This window comes from Leptospira fainei serovar Hurstbridge str. BUT 6, from assembly GCF_000306235.2.
Classification (GTDB): Bacteria; Spirochaetota; Leptospiria; order Leptospirales; family Leptospiraceae; genus Leptospira_B; species Leptospira_B fainei.
Genome location: NZ_AKWZ02000011.1, coordinates 36,966 through 62,166, shown reverse-complemented (window position 1 = coordinate 62,166; position 25,201 = coordinate 36,966). Strand labels below are relative to the sequence as shown.

Genomic DNA, 25,201 nt, shown 5'->3' with positions numbered 1-25,201 from the left:
ATGAACGCACTCGAGGAACCGATTTCAATACTGATAGTCGACGACCAACCGATGAATCTTAAGATATTGAGAGTCCGTTTGCAAGGAGACGGCTATACGGTATATGAAGCTTCGGACGGGATAAAGGCCTTGTCCATCTTGGAGAATAATAAAGTCGAGGCTATAATATCCGACATTCTTATGCCTAATATGGACGGGTACGAATTTTGCGCGAATATAAGAAGAAATAAGAAATATGATTCAATTGCTTTTATTTTTTATACCGCCACTTACACATCCGCAGGGGATGAAGAGTTCGCTTTAAAACTAGGCGCCGATCGATTCTTCAAGAAACCTTCCCCGGTTCAGGCGATTCTAGAATCGATTCATTCTATCCGGGAAAATGCAAAAGATCGAATATTGTCTCCGATCAATTATTCGAACGAGACGATACTCCGCGAATATAGTCACAGCCTCGTGGAAAAACTTGAAGAACAAAATATGAAGCTCATAGAGCAGAATAACAAACTAAACTTTGAAATGCAGGAGCGAAAAAAAGCGGAAGAAGAATCGGTTCGACAAAAATATAATTTTAATCTCCTTTTTGACGTATCCCCTATCGGTTTAGCAATCTTAAATACTGAGAGCCGAGTAATCACCGTGAATAAAACGTTCCAGGAAATGTTTCAGTTTACGGAAGAGAGTTTAAAAGGAAACGATCTATGCGAGTATATAGTGCCTTTGTCCAATATGGATGAGGCGAGATCGTTGTTTCAAAAAGCCGTAAGCGGTGCCATTTTAAACCGGGAAGTCGTCCTTAAACGGCGAGATGAACGTCCGCTTCAGGTTATGCTGCATATTTTCCCGTTCATTACGGATTCACAAACAAAGGCAATTTGCGAAATTTTTATCGATAGGACGAAAGAGCGTTCGCTTGAAAAACAACTTAGGGAAGCCCAGAAAATGGAGACATTGGGAAATTTCTCTAGCGGTATCGCTCACGACTTTAACAATATTTTATCCATTATCTCCGGCCACGCATTTCTTTTGCAATCTAAGCGGGACGACCAAAATCAAATCGAACGTTGTGCTAATGCTATTCAAAAAGGATGTGAGAGAGGCGCTGGAATCGTAAGACAATTACTTACATTTTCTAGAAAGACCGATACCATCTTCGGACTTTCAAATATAAATGCGGTCGCCGAAGAGATCAGGGCATTTCTGATCGAAACGATTCCTAAAACTATACGACTTGATTTTCAATTGGAAAATAATCTTCCCTCGATAAGATGTGATGCCACTCAAATCCATCAATTGCTGCTTAATCTTTCGATTAATGCGAGAGACGCGATGCCGGACGGGGGAACTCTTACGATCGTCACTAAAATCATGGAGGAACCCGATCCAAACGAGATGAATCCGAAATTAAAATACAATCGCTACGTGGCGATTCAAGTTTCGGATACGGGAACCGGCATGGACGAAAGAACGAAGGAAAGAATTTTCGAACCTTTTTTCACTACGAAGCAAGCTAGTAAAGGGACTGGTTTAGGTCTGTCCGTAGTTTATGGAATTGTGGAAAACCACGAGGGTTTGATCGAAATCGATAGTGCATTATCGGCCGGGACGACATTTTCGATCTTTTTACCCATAAAGAAAAATATGCCTGAACTTATCGCGCCCGTCTTAAAAGAGGAAAGCCATGGGTTGCATAAACGTAAAGGATTTATTCTATTTATCGAAGATGAAGAGATGTTAAGAAGTTTAATATATGATTATTTGGTGCCGAAAGGCTATAATATATTACTGGCCGGCGACGGGGAAGAAGGATTGAATATTTATAGAAAATATCAAGCTGAAATATCCATTGTTATTTCGGATCTCGGGTTGCCTTATTTGGGAGGCGAAGAAGTCATTCGTAAAATTTTATCCTTTGGCGAGAACGTAAGAGTGGTCGTTGCTAGCGGATTTATCGGATTGGAAGTTAAGGAACGAATGCTTCGTGAAGGACCGGTCGAGTTTATTCAAAAGCCGTATAGGCTTACCGAATTATTAGAGTTAATTGAACAGTAAATTTGAGTGAAGTGAAGGATTACTCCGTGCAATTGAAGTAAACAATTGCACGGAGATTTATTTAACCCTCGATCGGAATCCAAATCTCAAGACCGCCTAAGCCGGTTTTCGGATTAAATTCGCGGCCATAGCACTCGAAGTTCGGGCCTTCGACCGCTTTTACTCCCGACTCAGGAAGTAATTTATTCCAGATCGCGACAAAACTTGCCCGTATTCCGGCGATATGATCCTTGTGGGAAAAAACCGCGTATCGTTGTGCAGGTATACGAAGAGTATTCAATCCTTTCGGAATACTAGAAAGTTCGTTAACTTCGACTCCGCTCATATGCTCGAAGTTTCCGTCCTTATCGAAGTTGAAATTAATACCGTATGCGGTATCTCCTACCTGACCAGGAATGTTTCCTATATAAGGGGAAAAACGTTGCCATTGGTCGGGGATTCCTCCAGGCGATTCACAATCATAACGTTCTACGAGACCGACGAAAACTCTTGGTTTCAGGGTCTCGAATCTAGGCGGGTCCATGTTTGAAATTGGGACGGCATTCATTGTTATAGGCTCCGTTAAAGTAATATTGTTCAGGTGGCCTTGAGCTCGAATCTGCTCCGGTGTCAGAGCGAACTGATCGCGGAAGGCACGAGTAAAAGCCTCGTGTGAACCGTAACCGACATCGAGCGCTAGATAGAGGATATCCTTATTTCCTAGCGCAAGTTGTCTCGCTGCCTCGCTTAATCGGCGAGCCCGAACATATCGCATTAACGAGACTCCCATGGCTGTCGCGAAAGTGCGGGTTAGGTGAAATGGAGAGACTCCGCACACATCGGCTATCTCTTCGAGAGAAATAGTATCCCGTTTATGGCTTTCGACAAACCAAAGCGCCTTTTGGACAAAATCCATGATAGTCTCGCTTTCTGCTTAAATAGATAATACGCGAGGCGCCGCTTGCCCGCTTGATAGTTCTTGCTATCTTTAAAAAAAAGACGAAAAGGAGTCAATTCAATTCAAATAAATTTCCTACCTTTGATTTACTTTCGAATTCAGTTGATCGGGCCGGCATTCATTCAACAAAAAATCAAATGGATATATATGTATGAAAATAATTCGGGTGCTTGAATTATCTCGGTTATCTTTATCCACGAGTACGATACTGAAAGAAGTATAATGAAATGTTTATCTTACTCTAGGTCGGAGAATTCCGCGATTTTCCGGCCTATAAATTCCCGTTCCACTTGGTTTTGGGTCAGGTTCAATGCCAAACGATATTCCTCTTTCGCTTTCTTTTTGTCATTCATACGAGTAAGCATGTCCGCGCGAGCTAGGTGATACGGAGCAAATGAGTCTAACTCTTCGTTTAACGATTCTAATAAAAGAAGACCTTCGGCGGGGTCGCCTGCCATCGATATCGAGACCGCGCAATTCAGCCGTACGATTGCAGTATCGTTAAAGAGAAGAAGTTGTCTATACAGTTCGGAAATTCGCCTCCAATTTGTCGATCCTGCATCGGGGGAACTTGCATGGATAGAATTGATTGCGGCTTGAAGTTGATAAGGTCCGATATGTTTTAAATGCAAGGCAGTATCTAATAAGACCAATCCTTCCTGGATTTCCGCTTTTTCCCAAAGAGAACGTTTTTGATCGCTAAGTACGATCAATTCTCCGTCCTCTCCCACTCTGGCTCTTCGTCTCGAATAAGTCAGAAGCATCAACGACAATAATCCGAGAACTTCGGCGTATTGTTGGTCCGGAACATCGGTCCGGACTTTTTTTCTGCGAATCAAAAGTTCGATAATTCTGCATAGCCTGATCGCCTCATCGCATAACTCCTGCCGGATGAGCGAATCGCCTGAGGTCGCAGCGTAACCTTCCGTAAAAATAAGATAAAGTACCGCCAAAACCGAATCTACTCTTTCCGCGAGCAAATGAATCGGAGGTACATAATAAGGAATGCGCGCATCTTTTATCTTTCGTTTAGCGCGTACCAGCCTCTGTGCCATAGTCGCTATCGGGACAAGAAAGGCGGAAGCGATTTCCGCAGTAGTAAGTCCACCGAGCGTATGAAGTGTCAGTGCGATTTGATGTTCTATCGGCAAGGCCGGGTGGCAGCAGGTAAAGATCAGTTTTAAGCGTTCATCGGGAATCTCTGAATCGTCCGATACGTTTTCGACCTCGAGGGTTTGAACGGAATCCATAATTTCGAGCGAAAGAGGATCTATCGAATAGGAACGATTTCTTCGAATGCGATCCACCGCTTTTCGACGAGCAGTAGTAGTTAACCAAGCCCCCGGTTTATTAGGAACTCCCAGTCTCTCCCAATGTTCGACCGCTGCGAGAAATGCATCTTGGAGGGCTTCTTCCGCTAACTCGAAATCCCCCAACCATCCGATAAGAGTCGCGAGAATTTGACCATACTCTTGCTTGTGGACCCGCTCTAAAAGTTGCCTTGCGAATTCGCTCATCGTAAAGTAACGTATCGGAAGCGACGAGGTAACAATCTCCGAAAAATGAACCGTCGCTTCCTTGAAACGATTTTGTTTATTTCACAGGTGCCATATCAAAAACAGGACGGACTTCTACGGAACCGCGGTGGACGGCCGGACATTTAGATGCCCAGTCGATCGCTTCGTCCAAGTTATTGCATTCGATTAAATAATAGCCGCCTAATTGCTCTTTTGTTTCCGCAAACGGGCCATGTGTAGTCACTTTCTTTCCGTTTTGGATTCTTACGGTGGCAGCGGACGCAGTCGGATGCAGTCTATCTCCGCCTAACATAACTCCGGCTTTAAGAAGGTCTTCGGCATATACCTTATATGCCTCGGATATTTGACCCATTTCTTCCATAGGTACGTTAGCGCTGGTTTTCTCATCGATATAGATAAGTAGTTGGTATCTCATGGTTTTGCTCCTTTAAATGAAGAAGGGTATTCCCCAGCTTCTTACCGGACCGACGCAGTCGGCCAAGCAGGATCGACATTTTTCCGAAAAAAATAAAAAAAAAGACGGGCTTTAAACAAGCGGAAAATCCCGAGCCGGACTTTATACTAGGACGGTTTTGTCGCTCGAATTCAATGCGGGATCGCTTGAATGATTTGCTCCAACGTAGTATGGGAAAGAACTTCAACGACCGCTTTGTCTGCATCTTTTAGCAGAGGTTTCAGTATGTGTTTGATATTGGAACTAACCGGACAGGCCTTTAAGATTGAACCGTCGTTTTCCTTTAAAACCGGAGACGGTTCAAGGGCTTGGTAAATATCTCCGAGAGTTACGGAGTTAGGATCGCGAGAAAGAAAAAGTCCGCCGCCCTTCCCTTCTTTCGATTCCACGATTCCGGCTGCCTTTAACGAACGAATCAGATTGCGTATTACGACAGGGTTCGTATCGACGCTTCTCGCCACATCCTCCGAAGTAACCGGCAGAGAATCTTTTCTTTGGTGATAACCGACAGTAGCGAGCGTATGGACTGCCACCGAAAATCGTTTGTTTGTAGCCATTAGAACTCGGCGTCTATACTAGACTTAGACTTCCGTCGGTCAACCGCGTTCGAATTTTCGGTCGGATAAAAATGGGGGACGGACGGATATTCGAATTCGCGCAAGGTTACATAAACTTGGAAATAATTTTCCGGGTTTCTTCCCGGATTTTCTCTCTAAGTTCCGAGTTGAGCGCCGGGCCGCCTAACTTTACTTGTTTTCGATCTTCGAAATACTGTCCGGAAACGGTTTCTAGACCCGGTGCGTCCGCCAAATAGATGGAGGTCTGCGCGCCTTTTTCGGGTGAGATAAAAAGAAGGTTCTTAATTCCGGAAAAAATAAATCCTAGGGGACCTTTTAAGTCACGGGATAGCTCCGTGTTCACTACTCCGGGATGCAGAGCATTTGCAGTGACCTGAGTGCCTTTCATACGGTCGGCTAAATCCTGTGTAAAAAAAATGTTATATAGCTTGGAATCGGAGTAGGCTCCCATCCATCCGTAGGATTTCTCCTTTGAGAGATCATCCGGATCCGGTTTAGCATTCCTGTATAATTTGGAACTGACCGAAATCACCCGCCCTTGGGACGCCGCTTTTATATTCGATAAAAGAATTTCGGTTAATAATGCGTGAGACAAGTGGTTTACCGCGAAATTAAGCTCGTATCCGTCCTCGGAAATTTTTCTTTCCGGAGACATTACTCCGGCATTGTTGATTAATGCGTCTATTTTAGGAATTTTCTTCTTTAAATTCGTTGCTGCGCTCGCCACATTTGCCAGAGAAGAAAGATCACTTGTCACAAAATCGATGTTCTCATTTCCCGTTCTGTTTCGAATTTCCGAAATCGTCTTTTCCGCTTTCATTGGGTTTCGAACTACCATCGTGACAGCCCAACCCCGATCGGCTAAACCGCTCACAGTTGCCTTGCCGATACCTTCAGTTCCGCCCGTAATTACCGCGTGTTTCATTTTATCTTTCCTGCTTAAAGTATGGATTCATTCTGACATAAGTTAGACTGAAGTGGGAACAAATCATTGGACCGAGTCGGAAAAAGAGAGTTCCAGTAATTCTCCATGCGGAAAGTTTCGGGAAAAAACTTTCTGCATGGAGATAACAAAAGAGCGGGAAAACCAGGCTTTTTCTTCTGCAAGGGATCAAAAATAGATTTAACCGGGTTGAATTTTTAGCTTTCGGGCCTTATTTAAACAATCGTATCTATTCCTTGACTCAAATGACGAGGCGAACCGATTTATTATTTTTCGACTCGAGCAAGCGGTTACCGACTCGGCATGCATAATCGGAATTTGGGCATCGGAAGTGAATGTTAAAGGAAGTAAGAAAATATCCGCTATAATAGAGCTAGTTCTAAAGTAAAAATTGCGGTTTTGTTCTTTGGCATTGGTTAGTCGATTGAGGTCTTTCGATCAAATTTAAGACAAAGCCGAAATCGGAGCTTGGGCCTTGATAATCGGTAAAACTCAACACTCTCTCTGTAAGCGGCATCACAAACGATTGCGGTGATTGTGTCACAATATTAGTTACGTTCGATACTCAAATTACGTAAACGGAAGAAAACTCGGAGTAAAGGATCGAAACTTTTGAAGTTTCGTTTTGATACTGCGGTTTATCTGATTAAAAAATACACACTCAAGAGTCCCCTAACAAGAAATCACGAAAACCTTCGGAAGTTACGATTCGTCTAGGCTTTCGCAACACATTAATAAATGACTTCGCTTATAAAAATCTTTTGAATTATAAGGCTCCGAATCGATCGCATCTTTATCGCGTACTCTAAAAGCTATAGTCGACAATAGGAACGTGGAAAAGGGGTCAAGTTCGGTTAATATTCTTAGTATACTTAATGATTACTATGATTCGGACTCTTGAGATGACGGCTAAGGTCAAGTTGGCTTGTTTTTTCGGTTAATTATCGGAAAAAGAGTTTCGGTAAAGCTAAAGGTAAGGAACACTATCCACCGACTTTAAACAGAAACTAACACCTTATTCACGGTGAGTCAGCGATCGCAAGGCAAGGCTATGGATTACGAAAAGGAAAAAAAGAAACTACTCTCGGCCAAAACACCGGAGCAATATATCGAATTTTCCATAAAATCAAAACTAGAAGGACCGAAGAAATCTAGTATTACCACAGAATGGTTGAATAAATCAGGTTATACAATAGATGACATAAAATACGCAAGAAATCGGCATCCGTTTTGGCGCGAGAAAAGAAACCAAGGATCTTATGAAAGAAATAGTCGGAGACTTGAGCATCATAATTACTATAAGTCCGATGAAAAGATCATCTGGGATGAAAGTAAGTTGATTCGATTTTACGATTTGAATCAAGAAGGACACGCCGACCACGAATTGGCAAAATTATTTAAAACTTCAATTCCAGCGGTGAATCATATCAGAAGAAAATTCAGATTCGCCACCATACTATTGGAGTTAGAAAAGAAAAAACCCACGAAGGCGGCCGTGATTAAACTGAGCAATCACTCGGAATCCGTCCTAAAACGTTTGATTAAAGAAAAAGGAAAGAAATAAATTCCAACTCGCTCTTACGATCATGAGGGCGAGTTTTTCCATCCGATCGATAGATTTCCAAACCTAAAAATTTTGGTTTGAAAATCGATAGGCTTCAAATCGACATCGATTGCACTGGCTGAGACTTCTCCCGCGGGCCTTCCGGCGGTAAACAGTTGCGGATCCAGGGTAGTCAAAAAAAATGGGCGGTGACCTTTCCTCTTTGAGAGAATATGAACCGTTTTCAACGACCCATCTTTGCCATCATTTTCATATCCCTATTTTTTTTCTCATTTTCCGTCGATTCGACTCCGGTAAAAAATTTTTTGAATCCAGATTCTCCAAAGGAAAGAAAGGATCAGGATGCGACGAAAGATAAGCCCCCCTTACCGAAGCCGCCGGTCTCGGAATCGGAATCGTCCGGAAATACTGTAAAATCCGAAAAGCCGAATCTTGAGGCAAAAGCAACGATCAAGAAAGAAGAATCGGATGGCTCGGAGAAAGAAGGGTCGTCTTCCTCTATAAAAAAGAAGAGTAGGACAAAAACGCGCTCGAATCGTCAAAATAACGATAAAGAGACAAAAAAAAACCAAGTTCCTAAATCCTATGAGAATGCCGTTCCGGGGGTTTCCGGATTGCCGCCAAAGGCAAATTACGACGTCAGTAAGGAAAATTCAAACGGTTCCGGACACGGGAAAGGGATTCCGGTTCTTTGTTATCACCATTTAGTCGATAATGGAAACCCGATGGGTGGCTATAATCTAGACCCTAGTTTATTGGAAGAACAGTTCAAATATTTGAAGAATCTAGGGTACCAAACGGTTAGTCTGGATCAATTTTACGCGTACATTCAAGGAAAGGCGGGCGCAGATTTCCCGAAAAAGCCCATTCTACTCACCTTTGATGACGGCTCGCTCACGCACAAAACCGTTCTTGTCCCTTTATTAAAAAAATACGGATTTAGGGCCTCTATCTTCATTTATCCGACCGCAATTTCCAATCCAAAGTATAAATTCTATTTAAGCTGGTCCGAGCTGAAGGAAGCTTTAGATAGCGGAGTTTTGGATTTGGGTTCGCATACGGTTTACCACCCAAAACTACCCGCGATGAAACGGGCTGAGATTCGTAAACAGTTGAAAGATTCAAAATCTATACTGGAGTCAAAAACCGGAAAAACCGTTCAAGATCTTGCCTATCCATTCGGATTGTACGATGTACGCGTAATCGAAGAAGCAAAGGCTGCAGGTTACCGAATGGCATTTACCGTGAATCCCGGCAAAAACGTAGTTAATACTTACGCCTACACGATTCATCGTTCCTTAATTCCTTGGGGACAATCTCAATCAAGATTTAACTCGATTCTCAGCGCTAGTCCGCCGAATAAAATCAAATTAGGTATTCTCGACGGCTCTTGGGTAAAACCCGGAGAAACGTTTAGCGTTACTGTCGAAGGATTGGATCCAAATACCGTTAAAATGCAAATTCGGGGAAAGGATGCCATTCAATCTAGAAAATCCGGAACGGAATATTCGGTTAGAATCCCTGATTTCAAAACAAAGACCAGCTACCCTCCCTTCGTAATATCGGGAAAAACGCCGGACGGTCGAAAATCCGAGACTCAATTTTTATTCGTAAACCGGAAGGAATTTTCTAAGGATCCTGATTAACCGTCCAATGTCCGAGGGGTGAAAGCTTGGATTGCGGTTCTTTGTCCTGAAAAAATTTCCGATTTCGTTAAAAACGAAATAGATCCGAACTCCGAAAATCTTTGACATTCTGCGGTTACGGTGAATCTTTTCAGCTATATGCGAGAACGCTTTAAACGATCAAAGATACTAAGTAAAACGTTTGTCCTAATTTTACTGATTCTCGCATCTTCTATTTTCTTTTCTGTTAATGAAAGCGGGGCAGAATCCGGAAAAAGTCCGTCAGAAGATTCCGAACCGCTCAAACTAGATACACGCTCTCCTGAAGAAATTCTTCTGTCCAAAGAGATCTTCTATATGAAGGACTCGACGAAATCGCTTCCCGCAAATGAAATTATCGGCGGAGAATACGATTCTGCATTCCGAAGAAATACCAATCGAATTCCTAATTTCGGTTATGATTCCAGTCCATATTGGCTCCATTTTAAGATAGAGGTGGAGGAGCCGCTATCCGAGGAAAGATTTTTAAAAATTGAATATCCGCATCTGGATAAAATCGATCTTTATTGGAAAGACACTCTCGGCAGAGAGGGCGAGTTCCATACCGGAGATTCGTTTCCCTTTAAAGAACGGCCTTTCAACGATCGGTTTTTCGTATTCCCCCTTCCCTTGGAAGATAAATCGGTCGTGGAAGTTTATTTTAAAGTGGAATCGGAAGGCTCGTTGACCGTTCCGACATACCTTACCACTCGGACCAGATTGGAAGAATCTTCCAAAATATCGCTTTTGTTTAACGGAATTTTTTTCGGAGCCCTGGGTGTGATGGTGTTTTACAACTTTTTCCTATTCTTAGGAATCCGGGAGAAGGCATACCTATATTATACTATCGTTGTTTTCGCTTTTACGTTATTCGCAGTCTTAGGATCCGGATACGGATTCTGGCTATTTTTATCCGACTACCCTAAATTTTTGGCTTATCTATTCGTGGCCGTTGCAGCGATTGCGATGATTTTTCTCGGATTGTTTTCCGCAGAGTATCTGCAAACGAAAAATTCTCATCCTCGATTACACATCGCTCTGCAGGGCATCATCGCAGTTTGGATCGTTTATCTTCTTTCTGCAATATACGTTCCTCTTCGAATCCTATTACCGATCAGCGCTATTTTACCGATTCTCGAGATTCTATTACTGGTAGTCATCTCGGTTTTACGAGTTTTCCAAAATGACAGAAAGGCTAAAATTTTTCTGGCCGCTTGGGTGTTGGGACTGATAGGAACAATTATATTTTCTTTAAATAGATTGGGGGTTTACGATTCTGAGCCGGTTGCAAGCGGGGCGTTAAAATTCGGATTATTGAGCAACGTCATACTTCTTTCCCTCGGGTTAGTGGACCGTATTAACACATTCCGAAAGGAAAAAGATGAATATAAGGAAAGAGCCGATCAACTACTGGAACTTTCTCTTTTGGATCCTTTAACCGGAGTTGCGAATCGAAGATTCTTTGATCAAGAATTGGACCGAGAATGGAATCGCTCCGTTAGAACAGAACGCCCGTTATCGCTTCTTATGATTGATGTGGATTATTTTAAAGCCTTTAACGATACGTACGGTCATTTAAAAGGTGATGAAGTTTTGGAGCGGGTGGCTCAATCCCTAAAAGAATGTTTAAATCGTTCTTCAGATATGATTTCGCGCTACGGAGGCGAAGAATTCGGGGTTATTCTGCCGGACACTCCTGTGGAGGGAGCGATTGTGGTCGCATTAAACATGTTGCAAACGGTCGAAGACATGAATATTCTTCATGAAAAAAGTCCTTTTTCCCGAGTAACGGTTTCGATAGGAGTATCGAGTAATCTAGATAGAGAGATACATTCTCCGGAAGAACTTCTTGGAATTGCGGATAAGAATTTGTACGATGCGAAATCTTTCGGTAGAAACCATATTCGTCATTAAATGAATAGAAATCGTCTATACAGGGATAAATATTAAAAAAACCGTAAAAAAGCTTTTAAATATTCAAATTTTCCTGGACCCCCCTTCTTCTCAAGGTTACAATCGGTTCCCGCTATGGAACCTTCCAAACTGCCTATACTAAATTCACAGACGTTATATTACATGATGAAGGTTTCCGCCGAAACTTTTAAGGACCATCCGGCTCAATTTTATAAGCCCGACGGAAAGTCTTATAGAGCGGTTTCTTACGGTGAATTGTATCAAATAGTGTTGCGAATCGGACTCGGATTAACTTCGATCGGAGTCAATAGGAAAGAAAACGTAGCGTTGATTGCCGATTCCGGTCATCGTTGGCTTTGGGTCAGTATGGGGATTACGAATATCGGATGCGTGGACGTTCCAAGAGGAACGGATTCTACTTCCGAGGATTTGATTTATATCCTGAATCATTCGGAAGCTCGGGTCGCTTTCGTCGAAAATGCGGTCGTGCTTAGAAAGATAGCCTCTAATCCGGATTCATTTCCTTATCTGAAAGTCGTAATTCTATTCGAACCTTCCTCACATATAGGCCCGAACTTACCGTTTAAATTACTGCATCTAGACGACTTAATCTCGTTAGGCGACCGTTGGATTCAGGATAAGGGGGAAATGGAATTTCATAAACGTGGAGAGTCCGTTTCTGAAGATGAATTAGCCACGATCGTCTATACCTCCGGAACTACGGGACGACCTAAAGGGGTAATGCTTTCTCACAAGAATATTCTTTTTAACGTGGACATGTCCCTTTCCATCGATGATATTCAGTTCAGCGCCGAAGATCGTACGATGGCTTATTTGCCTCCATGGCATATTGCGGAAAGACTAATCGAAACAGGGTGTATTCGGATCGGAGCGTCCGAGGCGTTTACCTCGATTTCTAGTCTTGGTCAGGATTTGCAGGAAATTCGGCCTACGTTTTTGCTTTCCGTCCCCCGCGTATGGGAAAGTTTTTATAATAAGATTTATGATAAGCTGAGAGAAGCCTCCCCGCTCGGCAAATTTCTATTCAAGGTATTCCAAGGAACGGCTTCGACATTTCATAAATATAGAAGTCGCCTACTCGGTTTGGAATATATGCTGGAGCGAGTTTCAATCTTTCGTGAGTTCGGGCGAAGATTGGTCGCATTATTCTTCGTTATGTTACTATTTCCCGCTAATCTGATTGCTATGGCGGCTTTTTCGAAGATTAGACAAGGATTAGGAGGAAAGCTTAAATTTGCTCTTTCCGGGGCGGGAGCCTTGCCGGAATATGTTGATCGATTCTTCAATTCCATCGGAATTCCAATCTTAGAAGGTTACGGCATGACCGAATTAGGAGGAGTCTCAACAAGAAGAAGATTAAACTCCATTACGGTCGGAACGTTAGGCCGTTGCATTCCGGGAGTTGAGATCAAACTGATCGACGAGCAAGGTAAAGAAATTCACGAGCCGGGTATAAAAGGAGTCGCATGGCATAAAGGCCCTCACGTCATGATGGGCTATTATAAGGACCCGGAGAAAACGGCGGAAATCATTGTGGATGGATGGCTGAATTCGGGAGACCTATTGCTTTGGACAGTGCAGGGAGAATTAAAATATGCGGGTAGAGCTAAAGATACGATTGTTCTTTTGGGCGGCGAGAATTTAGAACCCGAACCGATCGAATTTGCGCTAACACAAAGCGAATTAATCGTACAAGCGATGATTGTAGGGCACGATAAAAAGGCGGTGAGCGCCTTACTAGTACCGGATTGGGAAGTTCTGGATAAACAATTAAGAGACTGGAAATCCAGATTGCTGCAGGAAATTCAGGACCCGAATTCCGATCCAGATGTAAGAGAACTCTTTAAGAAAGAAATTAAAGATCTCGTTTCCTCTAAAAACGGATTCAAGAATTTCGAAAAAGTCTCCAATTTCTATCTCTTGCCGAAAAAATTCGAACCGGGAGATGAACTCACGATGACGATGAAAGTGCGAAGGAATATAGTCACAGATAAATATAAAGATGCGATCAACGATCTGTACCGATAAATGTTTATTTCGAGAAAAATGTAACCGATCGAATTAATTCCTCGAATTGGGGAAAAGGAGTTCTAAATGTTGTCTCTTACTCAACCCATTAAGAATCGAATTTCGACAATTCTATCTATTTTATCTGCGATCATTTTCCTGCAGACTTTATTCTTCAAATTTACCGGTGCACAGGAATCCGTGGAAATTTTCTCCTCCCTTGGCGTGGAGCCTTGGGGAAGAATTTGGACCGGGACCTTTGAATTTCTAATCGCAATTTTATTATTGATTCCGCCGCTTCGATTTATCGGCGCAATGGGCGGTTTTTTTCTGATGATAGGAGCCGTTTTCTCTCATTTGCTCTTTTTAGGTATCGTGATTCATGAGGACGGCGGGCTTTTATTCGGTTTAGCGCTATTTACCCTTGTATCATGCGCGGTCATCTTAAGTATAGAATGGGATAATCGTCCTCCGTCCTGATTTTCCAGAATTCGGGAAGGAAATAAATTCTAATTCAATCTTCCATCGTAACGCATTTTTATTCTAAAATATACGGAAAGAAGTCGGCAATCGGAATCGATTCCGTTGACATTTCTTCAGCATACCTTCTTATGGGATAAGGCGACTTTGACCGAATGAAATTCCCCCGAGGAAAAACCTACGACGGATTTTTCGTCTCCGATATCCATTATCTCCTGAATAAAAAAATCAAGTCGCATAAACACAAAGAACTCTTTCAACTTTTGGATCATCTCGATCGGAAGGAAATCAAGTTTCACAATGTGTACTTAGTGGGTGACATTATCGAAAGTTGGTTTTTTAGCGCCGATCGTAGATTAAGACGGGTTAAAGGTAAAAAGAGATTTAATAAACTCTTCGATCGCTTGGATCGGCTCGCCAGCGGAAAAGGACGCAAATATTATATTGTCGGGAACCACGATACTACCTCTTATTTGATGCGTCTTTCCCCGAACGTGGAAACCTACTTGCGCGAGCGGGGTTGGATAATTTGCGAGAAAGCCGAGGATGAGATACTGATCGCCGTTCACGGACATCAAGGACAATATAATAAGTTTACATGGATAGGATCGATATTCGTTCTAAGGTTATTGCATGTCTTCGCTTCCTTGTTTCCCGGGGTATTTAAATTTTCGGAAACCTTCTATCATAAACACTTAAACCGCCAGGACCCGACGACTACCGAGGAAACTTTGGCATACTACCAGCGATTGGCTAAGTTCGCTCATCAGGGCAAGAAGGTGCTTATTTCCGGTCATACGCATGATTTCCTTTGCCTGCCTAAAATGAACATCATCAACACGGGGGATTGGGTTAAAAGTAATACCTTCGTAATACAGGAATTGCGTAAGTTTATAGGAATTCGAATGACCGCCAGAAAAGAATTCAAGAAGGAATTCCGTCTGAAAGTTTGAGCGTCGATTGAAAATACCGAAACGGGATTTCGGTTTTTCCTTTCCCATAATAATTTCCATTGCGAATATGTCCGGAAAAACGAAATTGCAATTTCTTTCCTATAGGATATACTTTCGCCCATGTCTGAAGAACGGATCTTCGAGTATTTAAGAATCATAGACAATCATCCTTGGTTATTTTGGTCGGCAATCGTCGGATTTCTTTTAGTCGCCGTTTTTATCCACGATATAGTTCAAAGAAAGCACACAATCAAACACAACTTCCCTATCGTGGGTCATATTCGATACCTATTCGAAATGGTCGGACCCGAGTTAAGGCAATATTGGGTCGCGAACGATAAGGAAGAGATGCCCTTCAATCGTGCCGAACGATCCTGGGTGTATGCGACCGCAAAAAAACAGAATAATAATTTCGGCTTCGGAACAACGGAACTTTTATACGACGCAGGATATCCGATCATAAAGCATGCCGCATTTCCGTTTCCGGAAGGACATGCTAAGTTCGTAGATGGAGATCCCTCGATGATCCCGTCCTTGAAAGTCATGGGTGAATTTCATCGCAGAAAAAAAATGTATCGCCCTCCGTCCGTAGTTAATATCTCCGCAATGTCTTACGGATCATTAGGGGAAAGAGCGGTCTCCGCTTTGAATCAGGGTGCGAAATTAGCCCGCTGTTATCATAATACCGGCGAAGGTGGTCTATCTCCGTTTCACGGGTTTGGCGCCGACGTGATGTGGCAATTAGGGACCGGATATTTCGGAGCTCGAGACGAACACGGCCGCTTTTCGATGGACAAGTTTTTGGAGCGCCTTGCAGGAAATCCGAACGTGAGAGCTATTGAAATCAAACTCTCTCAGGGAGCCAAACCGGGTAAAGGCGGCATACTGCCTGGGGCGAAAGTCACATCGGAGATTGCGAAAATTCGAGGAATAAAGCCGGGTCAGGATTGCGTTTCACCCAATGCGCATTCCGAATTCAAGGATGTGGAAGGTCTGATTAATTTCATCGAAAAGATCGCCGAGCAAACAGGGCTCCCCGTAGGAATCAAAAGTGCAGTCGGTGAGACTAAATTTTGGGAAGAACTGGCTAAGCGAATGAAAGAAACCGGAAAAGGACCGGACTTTATCACGATCGACGGAGGAGAAGGCGGAACGGGAGCTGCCCCTCTAACGTTTACGGACCATGTTTCCTTACCGTTCAAGGTCGGTTTTGCGCGAGTTTATACGATTTTTCAAGAGGAAAAGTTATCCGATAATATCGTATGGATCGGGAGCGGTAAATTAGGTTTTCCTGATCGAACTATCATAGCCTTTGCGATGGGTTGTGATTTGATACATGTCGCACGCGAAGCTATGATGTCCATCGGCTGTATTCAAGCTCAAAAATGTCATACCGGACACTGCCCTACTGGAATTGCAACCCAGAGTAAATGGCTACAAGCCGGGCTTGATGTCTCCATTAAGGCCGATCGGGCAGCGAACTATATCAAGGGATTCAGAAAGGAATTACTCTCCGTCGCGCACGCGTGCGGATACGAGCATCCGCTGCAATTTACCGGGCATGATATAGAAATCGGAGCCGGACAAAATCGGTTTCGAACCTTAACCGAAGTTCTGCAATATGAACGCGAGCCTGTTCGATTCACGACGATGATGGACTATACGAGCTTCATTCCGCAAAAAACTTAAAAAATTTATTCGGGAATCAATTTCCGAATTCTTTCAGGATTTGAGCGAGTAGGTCCGGCTTGTCAGTGATGATTCCGTCCACTCCCGCCTGAATGAGTTTTCTCATTTCGCTAGGATCGTTTACCGTCCAAGGATAGATCCTATATCCTAATTTATGATATTCTTTAACGTATTCCTGATCTACTAAAAGATGCTCCGGGGCTAAGATATCCGGGACGGCCTTTTTGTTTAAAAGAAGATTTTTCAACGCGACTTTCTTATAGAAAGGGAGCGTGGAATCCTTGAAAGTCCCGTAAATTTGTCCCCTCAGAATCTCAGGCTTCGTCTCCCGGATTCGTTCTAAGACGATAGGATTAAACGATGAGACGAAAACCTTTTCGGGAAATTTTTTTTTGGTCAGTAAATCCACAACGGCATCGGCTACTTTCTGTGCCGGTTCACCCGATTCTTCGGATTTGATTTCGATATCAATGACAGTCTTCCCGCCGAATTCATTCAATACTTCTTCCAGAGTCGGGATCTGTTCTCCTTTATATTCCGGCGAAAAATGACTTCCTGCGTCTAGTCGCTTGATATCGGCTAGACTAGAATCTTTAACCTTTCCTTTTCCGTTCGTCACTCTATCCAGGCTATAATCATGAATAACTACAAGCTCGCCGGTTTTGCATAACATCGTATCCAGCTCGAAGCCGTGGCCGTATTTTTCGGCCAATCGGAACCCGGCAATGGTATTTTCCGGGGCTAAAGCTCTCGCACCACGGTGTCCTATGATCATGAACTTTTCCGGAAATTGCTTTTGGACTTGTTCTTGTCTAGGAGAGTGGTGAACGCAAGAAGTTCCTAAAACGATCGATAAAAAGAAAACGGATAGGAATAGTAAATTTTTTCCCCGTAGCTGGAACGTTGAAAACGACATCGAACTCTCCCTCGACTCTAATACCATTAGAACGAATGAGAACCTTTCTATCTTCGTTCGAAACGAAGGAAAGTAGTTTTCAGGAGAATCGCTTGCCTTTTTTTCAATTCGTAACAATGTGACGCGGTTTTAATTATGAAGATTTTAAAAGCGTATTTAAAAGAAGCAATCTCCTTAATTAAGTCCCCCGGACGGACTTTTATCGAAATAATCCCGGATGACGGTTATCGAATTTCTGTTCAAAGGGCCTTCTTTTTTATACTCTTAAGTTTTCTTTTTAGCGAACTTTTCTCCATCAAATCAGCGCTCCTCTTTTTCTTTTTAGGCGGTTCCATAATCGACTTCCTATTTAGAAGTATAATACCTTCCCTTTTGTGGCTCATTTTCTATTCGTCGATCTATACGGTTCTCTTCCTGGCTTCCGGAATCGGGGCATTCTATTTGATTGCGAAATATTCTCGCGGTCTGCTCGATCTTTTGCGAATTACGACCTACGTTTCCAGGCTCTCCTTTTTAACGACCCTGCTTGCAATTTTAAGTGAGACGTTTACCTCCGGTTGGTTCGGAGTCGTCCTGATTATTTTATTTTTTTCTTATGGTGCTTATCTAATTATGAATGCATTATATTACGGATTAAAGTGCGAACGTAGGAACGCCATATTCGGAAGTATAGCCGTTGCCGTTTTATCAGCGGCTCTTTTCAATTTTAATGGCGAAAGAATTTCGGGAGAATTTTCCCGACCGACCCAACCGAAGCTGCTTACGCCGGAGGAAGAGCGGGAGAAGACCCAGCAAGCTCGGGAAATCATCGAAAAATTAGAACGGGAGCGAAGAGAAAAGGGTCTTGAAAAGTAATTACAAATATTTTCTTTGATCAATTAGGGGACAAAGATGGCTAGAGTTCAATTGCATTTACCCGAGATTCTTTCCTGGTCTACATCGTTAAAAATTCGAATATATGATACGAACTTTGCGGGACATCTTGCTCACGATCGAGTGGTTTCCTTGCTCCATGAGGCCCGTGCGCGCTTGTTTCAGGAGAAAGGATACAATGAATTAGACGTGGAGGGTTCCGGAATTATTTTAACGGATCTTGTCGTCGTATATAAAGCAGAAGCGTTCTTTGCCGATGAAGTTCGTATCGAGATCGGCGCGGCCGATTTTAGCTCTAAGGGTTGTGATTTATTCTATCGAATGATTCATACCGACGGGCCGATTACAGGGAAGGTGATATGCGAGGCAAAGACGGGATTGGTGTTTATGGATTATACTACCCGAAAGGTTACCGAAATTCCGGGCGTCTTTAGGGGTTGGTTCTAAGCAAGGTACCATTCCGGAACTTTTTTTCTCGATGAGACTGTCTAATTAGCAAAGGCAGTCGAATTTATAAAGACGATCTCAAAATGAGAAAACGGGGTGAGAGTATTTCTTACCGGCTAAAACTCCCCCCTCTAAGGGCTAAAAAAATTTCAAAACAAGCAAAAGGACACATTCCCTAAAAGCGATCCAATAGTTTTTTCTTTGCCTAGGCGACCGCTAATAAAGAATGGTAATATAGCCGGAAAGAGAGGGTTTTTCTATGAAACGGACCGAGTTGGAGAGACGAGAAAGAGATCTCCGCAAAGCGCAAAAAAAACAAGAAACCCTGGAGAGACGTTCGAAAGGAAGCAGTGTGGGCGATTTTATCGATCAGCTATCCGGATTATTTCGCTACGACGCCACTGAGATTTTCAATACGAAAGACGATATCGGTATTTTGGAAGTTTTAGAAGATATGCAGGCCCTAATCCCTCAAAAAAAATGGGATGATGTGCTCCGTAAAGCGATCAAAAAGACCGGCGTCGTGGAAAAAGAACGGGCTTACCAAGAGTTATTAGAACTTCTCTCCTTTGAAGAAGAGGAAGACGAAGAAACCCAAGAAGTCGGAGTTTAAAATCTCCGGCTTTTCTTTAGTTCCATTCTGGAACTCCAGCAAAAACACTGAATCGGGCATCGCCATCACTTGATTCACAAGTGCAGTTATTCAAATCAAAAAAAAAGAGCACGGTTCCGAAAAGTAATTACCCTTCGGGTCGTGCTCTTTTTTATTCAAGACTAAACTTATTCAGAATAGTCTTTGATTTTAATGTCTTTTCGGGCGGTTATTAAACGTTTGCGGTTTTGCAACGTCTACGTTTAAAGTTCTGCCTTTAAATTCAGTGCCATTCAGGCTGTTCTTAGCATTCTCAGCTTGTTGTTCATTTGCCATTTCAACGAAGCCAAAGCCTTTGCCTTCGATAATTTTAACAAAAGCCACTTCACCATAGTTAGAGAATAGTTCGTTAATTTCTGAGTGTCCTACAGAGTAGTTCAGATTTCCTACAAAAAGTTTGCGATTTTGCATGCTTTCCTCGAGTTAGTTTCATTTTAGGCAGCCGGGATTTCGCAAATGGTTAGTCGTTTCCCGAAAACAACCAAAAGTGCCGAAGGAAGCGATTCGAGTGGGATTCGCGATCAATATTCGAATTGAACTGCCGGTAAATTACCTAAACAAACTCAATCCGCTACGATCGGATATCTACTACTGTGACATGTGCGGTTTAAAAGATCAGCAAACCTGCAATAGAGCCATTATAAATTTCTCTCCCGGAACGCGCAAGCATAAGAAATTGTTTGCGCGTTTAAGTTGGAAATAGTTCAAAAATTCCGATTTTTTTAGGTCCATTTTGAAGGAATTCCTCCAAAACTCGGTCCATTCCGCTATCCCGTCTTGAAGATGATAAGGAAGGATGTCCTGGGCTTTTTTGCCTTACAGTCGCTGATAGATGTGAATGTGAAAGCCGACGATTCCCAAATCTTATTTCCGATAAAAACCGATAAGTTCGTAATTGTTAGCGGATTATTAACGGTTCAAGTATTCAAAGGCGTTATTCTTGCAGCGATTGCATTTGCACATCGAATCCCGTCCATAGCTGCGGACACGATTCCACCGGCATAACCTGCCCCTTCTCCACAAGGATATAAGCCTGCGATACGTATATGCTGTAAGGATTCTGGATCTCTGGGGATGCTTACCGGAGACGAAGTTCTAGTTTCCGGGGCATGAACGACTGCCTCGTTCGTAAGATATCCGCGCATCGATTTATCGAATTCACGAAACCCTGCCCGCAGAGTGTCATAAATGAGAGGCGGTAAGACAGTTCCTAGATCGACGGATTTAACACCCGGCGGATAAGACGTTTTTGGAAGGTCACCGGAAATCTTTCCTTCGACAAAATCGATTAGGCGCTGCGCGGGAGCAACTTGAGTTTTACCGCCGGCAATCCAGGCTTTCTTTTCGATCTCTTTTTGGAATTCCATTGCCGCCAAGGGACCGTGCATATCGAAAGATTTAAAATCTGCCGGTCTTAATTCCACTACGATCCCCGAATTTGCGGTCGGCCTCGCTCTGCGCGACGACGACCATCCGTTTGTAACGATCTCCTCCGATTTTGTTGCGCAGGCGGCAATTACTCCGCCTGGACACATGCAAAAAGAATAAACCCCTCTTCCGTCAATCTGCTTAACGATACTATAGGGAGAAGGAGGAAGAAAAAGCCCCCGATCGCCGCAGCGATATTGAATCGAGTCTATTAGAGATTGTTTATGTTCGATTCTCACTCCGATTGCAAGCGGCTTTAGTTCTATTTCAATGCCCTTTGAATGCAATAACGTAAAAATATCCCGAGCCGAATGTCCCGTGGCTAGAATCACCTTATTCGATTTAAATCGATCTCCGTTTTTAGTCGTTACCCCGCGAATTTGGTTCCCTTCCAAGAGAAAATCCGAAACGCGTTGATTGAAATGTACTTCCCCGCCCCGTTCCAATATGACTTCACGAATGCGGCGAACTATATTCGGTAACTTATTCGTTCCGATATGCGGATGTGCTTCTATCAATATATCGGGATTTGCCCCGAACCCTACGAGTAATTCGAGAATTCGACGGACGTTCCCGCGCTTTTTGGATCGAGTGTAGAGTTTTCCGTCCGAATATGTTCCGGCTCCTCCTTCGCCGAAGCAATAATTTGAATCCTCGTTCACGATATGATGTGCGTTAATATTCCGCAGATCTACAGGCCTATTTTTTACGTCCTTTCCGCGCTCTATAATAACGGGTTTAAGTCCGGATTCTATTAATTGGAGCGCGGCAAATAGCCCGGCCGGCCCGGCTCCGATTACGAGTATTTCTTCGGCATTGCGGACATCGGAATATTCTGGCAGAACGATCGGTTTCTCAACAAAATCTTCGCGAACGTAGATTCGGACCCCTAGATTTATAATTACTGTTCTTTGCCTTGCATCGATCGACCGATTTAGGATTTCTATATGGCGAATGTCGGTTAAAGGGATCTTAGCGGTCCTTGAAAGATAGCGCTTTAATTCTTCTTCCTGTCCTGCAATTTCAGGAGCCAACCGAACCTGAAGTTCTTTTATCATAAAAGGTATTTTCTATTTGAATCTTTTAAGCCGCGTAGAATCGGACTATCAGAAAAAATTCGGTCGGAAGGTTCTCAAAAATTTTCTTTTAGAATGATTTCCTATTTAAGTTGCCCTGCTAACGCCTTTGCGATAGAAGGCCACTGATAATTATTATTAGACTCCTCGCCTAAGCGAACTACGACCGTCTTCCGCGAAGGCGAAACAAAGATGATTTTCCGACGGGTATTTTACCTGAATGTAAATCTTCGATTATCGCGCGCAGATTGTCGCCATAGAACGTGGTAATATCGGGAGAAAAAGGAATCAAAGGAAAAAAAGTATCTTCAACCCGATTGTAGTCTATGCCTGTGGACATCGTCATAATGTCTCTTATCGTCAGGGTATCCAATCCGCGATTTTTCAACTCGGGTATGTACTTTATTATCGGATCGTTTACGCTCTGCATTTTTCCTTCCTCGATAGCGATACCTATCAAAGTCGAAAGGATGGACTTTGCGGAAGAGAAGGAAGTTTGAAGACTCTCCCGATTGTATCCGTTCAGATATCTTTCATATACTATCTTGTTTTCTTTGATTACGACAAGAGCGTTTGTTCGGGTAATTTTCAAAATTTCATCGAAAGGGATCGTTTGCATGCCGTTGCGAACCGTTAGGAACGTTAAAACTTCCGGCATCTTCACTCTTTCCGATTTACCTATAAGCGAAGTCGGGCCGGAGGTTTCCGGCCTTTCTTTCCGGGAAGATTTTAAAAGTTTGGGGATTCGGATACCCGTTCGTTAATGCGCGATCATATTGATTATTCGAATTGCAACCAATCAGAAAGAACTGAAAGGCTATGAATATTTTGAAATAGGTTTTTAGGTTCATTTCCTGTCCGAACGAGAATCTTAAACTTTAATCTTAGAAATATTCGAATTTTCTAAGACGAAGTCGATTCCCGTTTAGACAGTTGAAGATACAAATAGGTTCAGCCGTTTGACAATTGGTCTTCGAATCGTTCGAGGCTCTGAGTCCAGCCTTCGACCATTCCCATTTTTTTGAATCCGTCGCGAACCGTATCGGACTCAAATCGACTACGAATAGTCAGTTTTGTTTTCTTTTTCTCGTGATCCTCGAAAGTTACGGTCACAACTGAGTCCAAGGAATTTGCTTCTTCATCTTGGCCGATGCTATTTCTCATTTCTTCAATCCATTCTTTCGGATGTTCTACTACAAAAACGGTAGATACGATTCGTTCATTTTCAACGATTTCTAAATAAGAACCCGCAACCGGGTAATCGACCCCTTCAGGAGAGCGCATAATAATTCGATACTTTCCACCTGGACGGAAATCCATTTCGCAGACAGGATTCGTAAAATGATTCGGTCCCCACCAATTTACTACGTGTTTTGGATCCGTCCAAACTCTAAATACTAACTCTCGTGGCGCGTCGAAAATGCGCGTTAGCACTAGCTCACGTTCTGCGATTTTCACCGATACTGCATTTCTCTCTTTCATGCGCCTTCTCCTTTTCGCATATTTCGAAGCGCTACGATTACGGTAATCGCTAAAAGAATCGTAAGACCTGCGCAAATGATAGCGATAAGTTGTAACGAATCAGTGAAAGCTTCGCGAGCAAGTCCCAATAAGATCGTCCTGATTTGATCCGGAAGTTCGTTGGCAATCCCGACGGCCGCGCCTAACGTATTTCGCGCGTCCTCGGCTGCTTCAGGACTCATGCCGATCAGAGCCGAATTTTTCATTTGATTTCGATAGACTATCGTTCCGATGCTACCTAGTACTGCAATTCCGAGTACTCCGCCGAATTCCGCGCCGGTTTCGGAAATCGAAGCTGCCGCTCCCGCCCGTTCCGGTGGAGCAGCACTAACGATAATATCCGTTCCCAAAATGACAACCGCACAGATGCCTAAGGATAAAACAACCGATCCGCATACGATGTATGGTAATCCGGAAGTTCCATCAACCTGTGCGTAAAGCAGAAGTCCTAACGCGGATAATATCAATCCCCCTACCATCACGGATGCAGGACGAATATAGCGAACCAGAATTGGTACTGTCAAGGAACCGACTACGTTTCCCGCTGCAGACGGCAGCGTCCATAACCCGGCTTCCAACGGAGATAGTCCGAGTACTAATTGCAAATATTGTGCGATGAAGAGAAAGGTTCCCAATGCGACAAAAATCGTAAGTGTATTCGCGACTAATGCGCCGGTAAAGGCTGGAATCCGAAAAAGGGATAGATCCAGAAGCGGATCGGCTAACGTTTGTTGTCGTCGAACGAATAAGAAACCGATGACGAGTCCGATCGAAATTGGAAGAATAGACAATAATCCCCAACCGTTTTCGGCGATTTGCTTTAGTCCGTAGATTACCGAAAGAACGGAAGCCAATGACAGTACCGCGCTAAAGATATCTAACTTCCCTGCATTTGGATCTCTAAATTCCGGCAATAATGTCGGACCGACGATCAGCAGTACTACCATAACCGGAACGCTCAATAAAAATACCGATCCCCACCAGAAATGTTCTAGCAATAGACCGCCGACAAGAGGACCGATCGCGCCGCCTATCGAAAAACTTGTTCCCCAAATACCGATCGCAACGGTGCGTTGATTCTGATCTAAAAACATATTACGAATCAACGATAGTGTTGACGGCGCCAAAGTCGCTGCAGTGATTCCTAAAAGAGCCCTCGTCCCGATAAGCATCTCGGCGCTTGTCGAAAATGCCGCAAGTACGGAAGCGACTCCGAACGCTCCAGCACCTATCAAGAGAAGTTTTCGTCGCCCGATTCTATCTCCTAAAGTTCCCATGGTAATTAAGAATCCTGCGACTAAGAAACCGTAGATATCAACGATCCATAATAACTGGGAGCTAGTCGGTTTCAATGCTGCGGTTAAATGCGGAACCGCCAAATAAAGGACCGTTAAATCCATGGCATATAAAAGACAAGGAAGAGCGATCACGGCTAAGCCGATCCATTCGCGACTCCCTGCCCTTGGAGGAACATTTTCATTCATTTAGATTCCT

21 protein-coding genes and 1 pseudogene are annotated in these 25,201 nt (G+C 43.3%); 11 read left to right on the top strand and 11 right to left on the bottom strand.

All coding sequences use genetic code 11. The features are described 5' to 3' along the window. On the top strand, positions 1-2,052 hold the full coding sequence (locus tag LEP1GSC058_RS18050) for an ATP-binding response regulator (RefSeq protein ID WP_016551325.1): 2,052 nt from the start codon (positions 1-3) through the stop codon (positions 2,050-2,052). Between the two features lie 61 nt (positions 2,053-2,113). Here LEP1GSC058_RS18050 and LEP1GSC058_RS18045 read toward each other — a convergent pair whose 3' ends face one another. The 5 genes from LEP1GSC058_RS18045 to LEP1GSC058_RS18025 form a co-directional block, all read right to left on the bottom strand. Next, positions 2,114-2,947: an AraC family transcriptional regulator gene (locus LEP1GSC058_RS18045; RefSeq protein ID WP_016551074.1), complete on the bottom strand. Its 834-nt coding sequence runs from the start codon at positions 2,945-2,947 to the stop codon at positions 2,114-2,116. A 278-nt stretch (positions 2,948-3,225) separates the two neighbouring features. Continuing rightward, positions 3,226-4,506 carry an RNA polymerase sigma factor gene (locus tag LEP1GSC058_RS18040; protein WP_016551342.1) on the bottom strand — a complete coding sequence of 427 codons (1,281 nt, stop codon included), beginning with the start codon at positions 4,504-4,506 and terminating at the stop codon, positions 3,226-3,228. Positions 4,507-4,582: 76 nt separating this feature from the next. Continuing rightward, positions 4,583-4,942 carry a YciI family protein gene (locus LEP1GSC058_RS18035; protein WP_016551351.1) on the bottom strand — a complete coding sequence of 120 codons (360 nt, stop codon included), beginning with the start codon at positions 4,940-4,942 and terminating at the stop codon, positions 4,583-4,585. A 170-nt stretch (positions 4,943-5,112) separates the two neighbouring features. Further along, the gene (locus tag LEP1GSC058_RS18030) at positions 5,113-5,538 is read right to left on the bottom strand and encodes an RrF2 family transcriptional regulator (protein WP_016551209.1); all 426 of its coding nucleotides are present in this window, start codon (positions 5,536-5,538) and stop codon (positions 5,113-5,115) included. 106 nt (positions 5,539-5,644) lie between these two features. Further along, positions 5,645-6,484 carry an SDR family oxidoreductase gene (locus tag LEP1GSC058_RS18025; protein ID WP_016551292.1) on the bottom strand — a complete coding sequence of 280 codons (840 nt, stop codon included), beginning with the start codon at positions 6,482-6,484 and terminating at the stop codon, positions 5,645-5,647. Between the two features lie 1,069 nt (positions 6,485-7,553). Here LEP1GSC058_RS18025 and LEP1GSC058_RS18020 point away from each other — a divergent pair. The 7 genes from LEP1GSC058_RS18020 (at position 7,554) to LEP1GSC058_RS17990 (ending at position 16,794) form a co-directional block, all read left to right on the top strand. Continuing rightward, positions 7,554-8,066, top strand: a complete 513-nt coding sequence (locus LEP1GSC058_RS18020) for an LB099 family protein (RefSeq protein ID WP_010568553.1) — start codon at positions 7,554-7,556, stop codon at positions 8,064-8,066. A 212-nt stretch (positions 8,067-8,278) separates the two neighbouring features. Next, positions 8,279-9,712, top strand: coding sequence for a polysaccharide deacetylase family protein (locus tag LEP1GSC058_RS18015; RefSeq protein ID WP_016551283.1), 1,434 nt, complete (start codon positions 8,279-8,281; stop codon positions 9,710-9,712). A gap of 120 nt (positions 9,713-9,832) precedes the next feature. Then, a complete protein-coding gene (locus LEP1GSC058_RS18010; protein ID WP_232224743.1) occupies positions 9,833-11,644 on the top strand; it encodes a diguanylate cyclase in 1,812 nt (603 codons plus the stop codon). Positions 11,645-11,758: 114 nt separating this feature from the next. Beyond that, complete coding sequence (locus LEP1GSC058_RS18005; RefSeq protein ID WP_039948800.1) at positions 11,759-13,693, top strand: AMP-binding protein; 1,935 nt, start codon at positions 11,759-11,761, stop codon at positions 13,691-13,693. A gap of 66 nt (positions 13,694-13,759) precedes the next feature. Beyond that, entirely contained in the window at positions 13,760-14,152 is a 393-nt protein-coding gene (locus tag LEP1GSC058_RS18000) for a DoxX family protein (RefSeq protein WP_016551062.1), read from the top strand. Positions 14,153-14,307: 155 nt separating this feature from the next. Then, on the top strand, positions 14,308-15,105 hold the full coding sequence (locus LEP1GSC058_RS17995; protein ID WP_016551107.1) for a UDP-2,3-diacylglucosamine diphosphatase: 798 nt from the start codon (positions 14,308-14,310) through the stop codon (positions 15,103-15,105). Positions 15,106-15,225: 120 nt separating this feature from the next. Then, entirely contained in the window at positions 15,226-16,794 is a 1,569-nt protein-coding gene (locus LEP1GSC058_RS17990; protein ID WP_016551365.1) for an FMN-binding glutamate synthase family protein, read from the top strand. Positions 16,795-16,810: 16 nt separating this feature from the next. On the opposite strand, the gene LEP1GSC058_RS17985 is transcribed toward LEP1GSC058_RS17990, so the two are convergent. Next, on the bottom strand, positions 16,811-17,710 hold the full coding sequence (locus LEP1GSC058_RS17985) for a glycerophosphodiester phosphodiesterase (RefSeq protein ID WP_051133843.1): 900 nt from the start codon (positions 17,708-17,710) through the stop codon (positions 16,811-16,813). A 135-nt stretch (positions 17,711-17,845) separates the two neighbouring features. On the opposite strand from LEP1GSC058_RS17985, the gene LEP1GSC058_RS17980 reads away from it, so the two are divergent. The 3 genes and pseudogenes from LEP1GSC058_RS17980 to LEP1GSC058_RS17970 all read left to right on the top strand — a co-directional run. Next, a complete protein-coding gene (locus tag LEP1GSC058_RS17980) occupies positions 17,846-18,565 on the top strand; it encodes a hypothetical protein (RefSeq protein WP_016551256.1) in 720 nt (239 codons plus the stop codon). A 36-nt stretch (positions 18,566-18,601) separates the two neighbouring features. After that, entirely contained in the window at positions 18,602-19,030 is a 429-nt protein-coding gene (locus LEP1GSC058_RS17975; RefSeq protein WP_016551159.1) for a thioesterase family protein, read from the top strand. Positions 19,031-19,277: 247 nt separating this feature from the next. Next, positions 19,278-19,643 (top strand): annotated as a pseudogene (locus LEP1GSC058_RS17970) (LB_289 family protein); the annotation flags it as partial. Between the two features lie 189 nt (positions 19,644-19,832). On the opposite strand, the gene LEP1GSC058_RS17965 reads toward LEP1GSC058_RS17970, so the two are convergent. From LEP1GSC058_RS17965 to LEP1GSC058_RS17940, 5 genes are all read right to left on the bottom strand, one after another. Next, positions 19,833-20,093, bottom strand: coding sequence for an RNA recognition motif domain-containing protein (locus tag LEP1GSC058_RS17965; RefSeq protein WP_010409572.1), 261 nt, complete (start codon positions 20,091-20,093; stop codon positions 19,833-19,835). A 506-nt stretch (positions 20,094-20,599) separates the two neighbouring features. After that, on the bottom strand, positions 20,600-22,168 hold the full coding sequence (locus LEP1GSC058_RS17955; RefSeq protein ID WP_016551243.1) for an NAD(P)/FAD-dependent oxidoreductase: 1,569 nt from the start codon (positions 22,166-22,168) through the stop codon (positions 20,600-20,602). 178 nt (positions 22,169-22,346) lie between these two features. After that, positions 22,347-22,844, bottom strand: a complete 498-nt coding sequence (locus LEP1GSC058_RS17950) for a serine hydrolase (protein ID WP_016551339.1) — start codon at positions 22,842-22,844, stop codon at positions 22,347-22,349. Between the two features lie 293 nt (positions 22,845-23,137). Next, positions 23,138-23,668, bottom strand: coding sequence for an SRPBCC domain-containing protein (locus LEP1GSC058_RS17945; protein ID WP_016551128.1), 531 nt, complete (start codon positions 23,666-23,668; stop codon positions 23,138-23,140). Further along, positions 23,665-25,191 (bottom strand): MFS transporter, encoded by a 1,527-nt coding sequence (locus LEP1GSC058_RS17940; RefSeq protein ID WP_016551236.1) that lies wholly within the window; start codon positions 25,189-25,191, stop codon positions 23,665-23,667. The genes LEP1GSC058_RS17945 and LEP1GSC058_RS17940 overlap by 4 nt, the downstream gene beginning before the upstream one ends. Between the last annotated feature and the right edge of the window lie 10 nt (positions 25,192-25,201).

Coding starts and splice junctions, on each gene's coding strand:
- LEP1GSC058_RS17975 (WP_016551159.1), top strand. CDS start 18,602: ATGGCTAGAGTTCAATTGCATTTACCCGAGATTCTTTCCTGGTCTACA.
- LEP1GSC058_RS17955 (WP_016551243.1), bottom strand. CDS start 22,168: ATGATAAAAGAACTTCAGGTTCGGTTGGCTCCTGAAATTGCAGGACAG.
- LEP1GSC058_RS18005 (WP_039948800.1), top strand. CDS start 11,759: ATGGAACCTTCCAAACTGCCTATACTAAATTCACAGACGTTATATTAC.
- LEP1GSC058_RS17945 (WP_016551128.1), bottom strand. CDS start 23,668: ATGAAAGAGAGAAATGCAGTATCGGTGAAAATCGCAGAACGTGAGCTA.
- LEP1GSC058_RS17950 (WP_016551339.1), bottom strand. CDS start 22,844: ATGCCGGAAGTTTTAACGTTCCTAACGGTTCGCAACGGCATGCAAACG.
- LEP1GSC058_RS17940 (WP_016551236.1), bottom strand. CDS start 25,191: ATGAATGAAAATGTTCCTCCAAGGGCAGGGAGTCGCGAATGGATCGGC.
- LEP1GSC058_RS17965 (WP_010409572.1), bottom strand. CDS start 20,093: ATGCAAAATCGCAAACTTTTTGTAGGAAATCTGAACTACTCTGTAGGA.
- LEP1GSC058_RS18000 (WP_016551062.1), top strand. CDS start 13,760: ATGTTGTCTCTTACTCAACCCATTAAGAATCGAATTTCGACAATTCTA.
- LEP1GSC058_RS18025 (WP_016551292.1), bottom strand. CDS start 6,484: ATGAAACACGCGGTAATTACGGGCGGAACTGAAGGTATCGGCAAGGCA.
- LEP1GSC058_RS18020 (WP_010568553.1), top strand. CDS start 7,554: ATGGATTACGAAAAGGAAAAAAAGAAACTACTCTCGGCCAAAACACCG.
- LEP1GSC058_RS18050 (WP_016551325.1), top strand. CDS start 1: ATGAACGCACTCGAGGAACCGATTTCAATACTGATAGTCGACGACCAA.
- LEP1GSC058_RS17990 (WP_016551365.1), top strand. CDS start 15,226: ATGTCTGAAGAACGGATCTTCGAGTATTTAAGAATCATAGACAATCAT.
- LEP1GSC058_RS18030 (WP_016551209.1), bottom strand. CDS start 5,538: ATGGCTACAAACAAACGATTTTCGGTGGCAGTCCATACGCTCGCTACT.
- LEP1GSC058_RS18035 (WP_016551351.1), bottom strand. CDS start 4,942: ATGAGATACCAACTACTTATCTATATCGATGAGAAAACCAGCGCTAAC.
- LEP1GSC058_RS17980 (WP_016551256.1), top strand. CDS start 17,846: ATGAAGATTTTAAAAGCGTATTTAAAAGAAGCAATCTCCTTAATTAAG.
- LEP1GSC058_RS17985 (WP_051133843.1), bottom strand. CDS start 17,710: ATGTCGTTTTCAACGTTCCAGCTACGGGGAAAAAATTTACTATTCCTA.
- LEP1GSC058_RS18045 (WP_016551074.1), bottom strand. CDS start 2,947: ATGGATTTTGTCCAAAAGGCGCTTTGGTTTGTCGAAAGCCATAAACGG.
- LEP1GSC058_RS17995 (WP_016551107.1), top strand. CDS start 14,308: ATGAAATTCCCCCGAGGAAAAACCTACGACGGATTTTTCGTCTCCGAT.
- LEP1GSC058_RS18015 (WP_016551283.1), top strand. CDS start 8,279: ATGAACCGTTTTCAACGACCCATCTTTGCCATCATTTTCATATCCCTA.
- LEP1GSC058_RS18040 (WP_016551342.1), bottom strand. CDS start 4,506: ATGAGCGAATTCGCAAGGCAACTTTTAGAGCGGGTCCACAAGCAAGAG.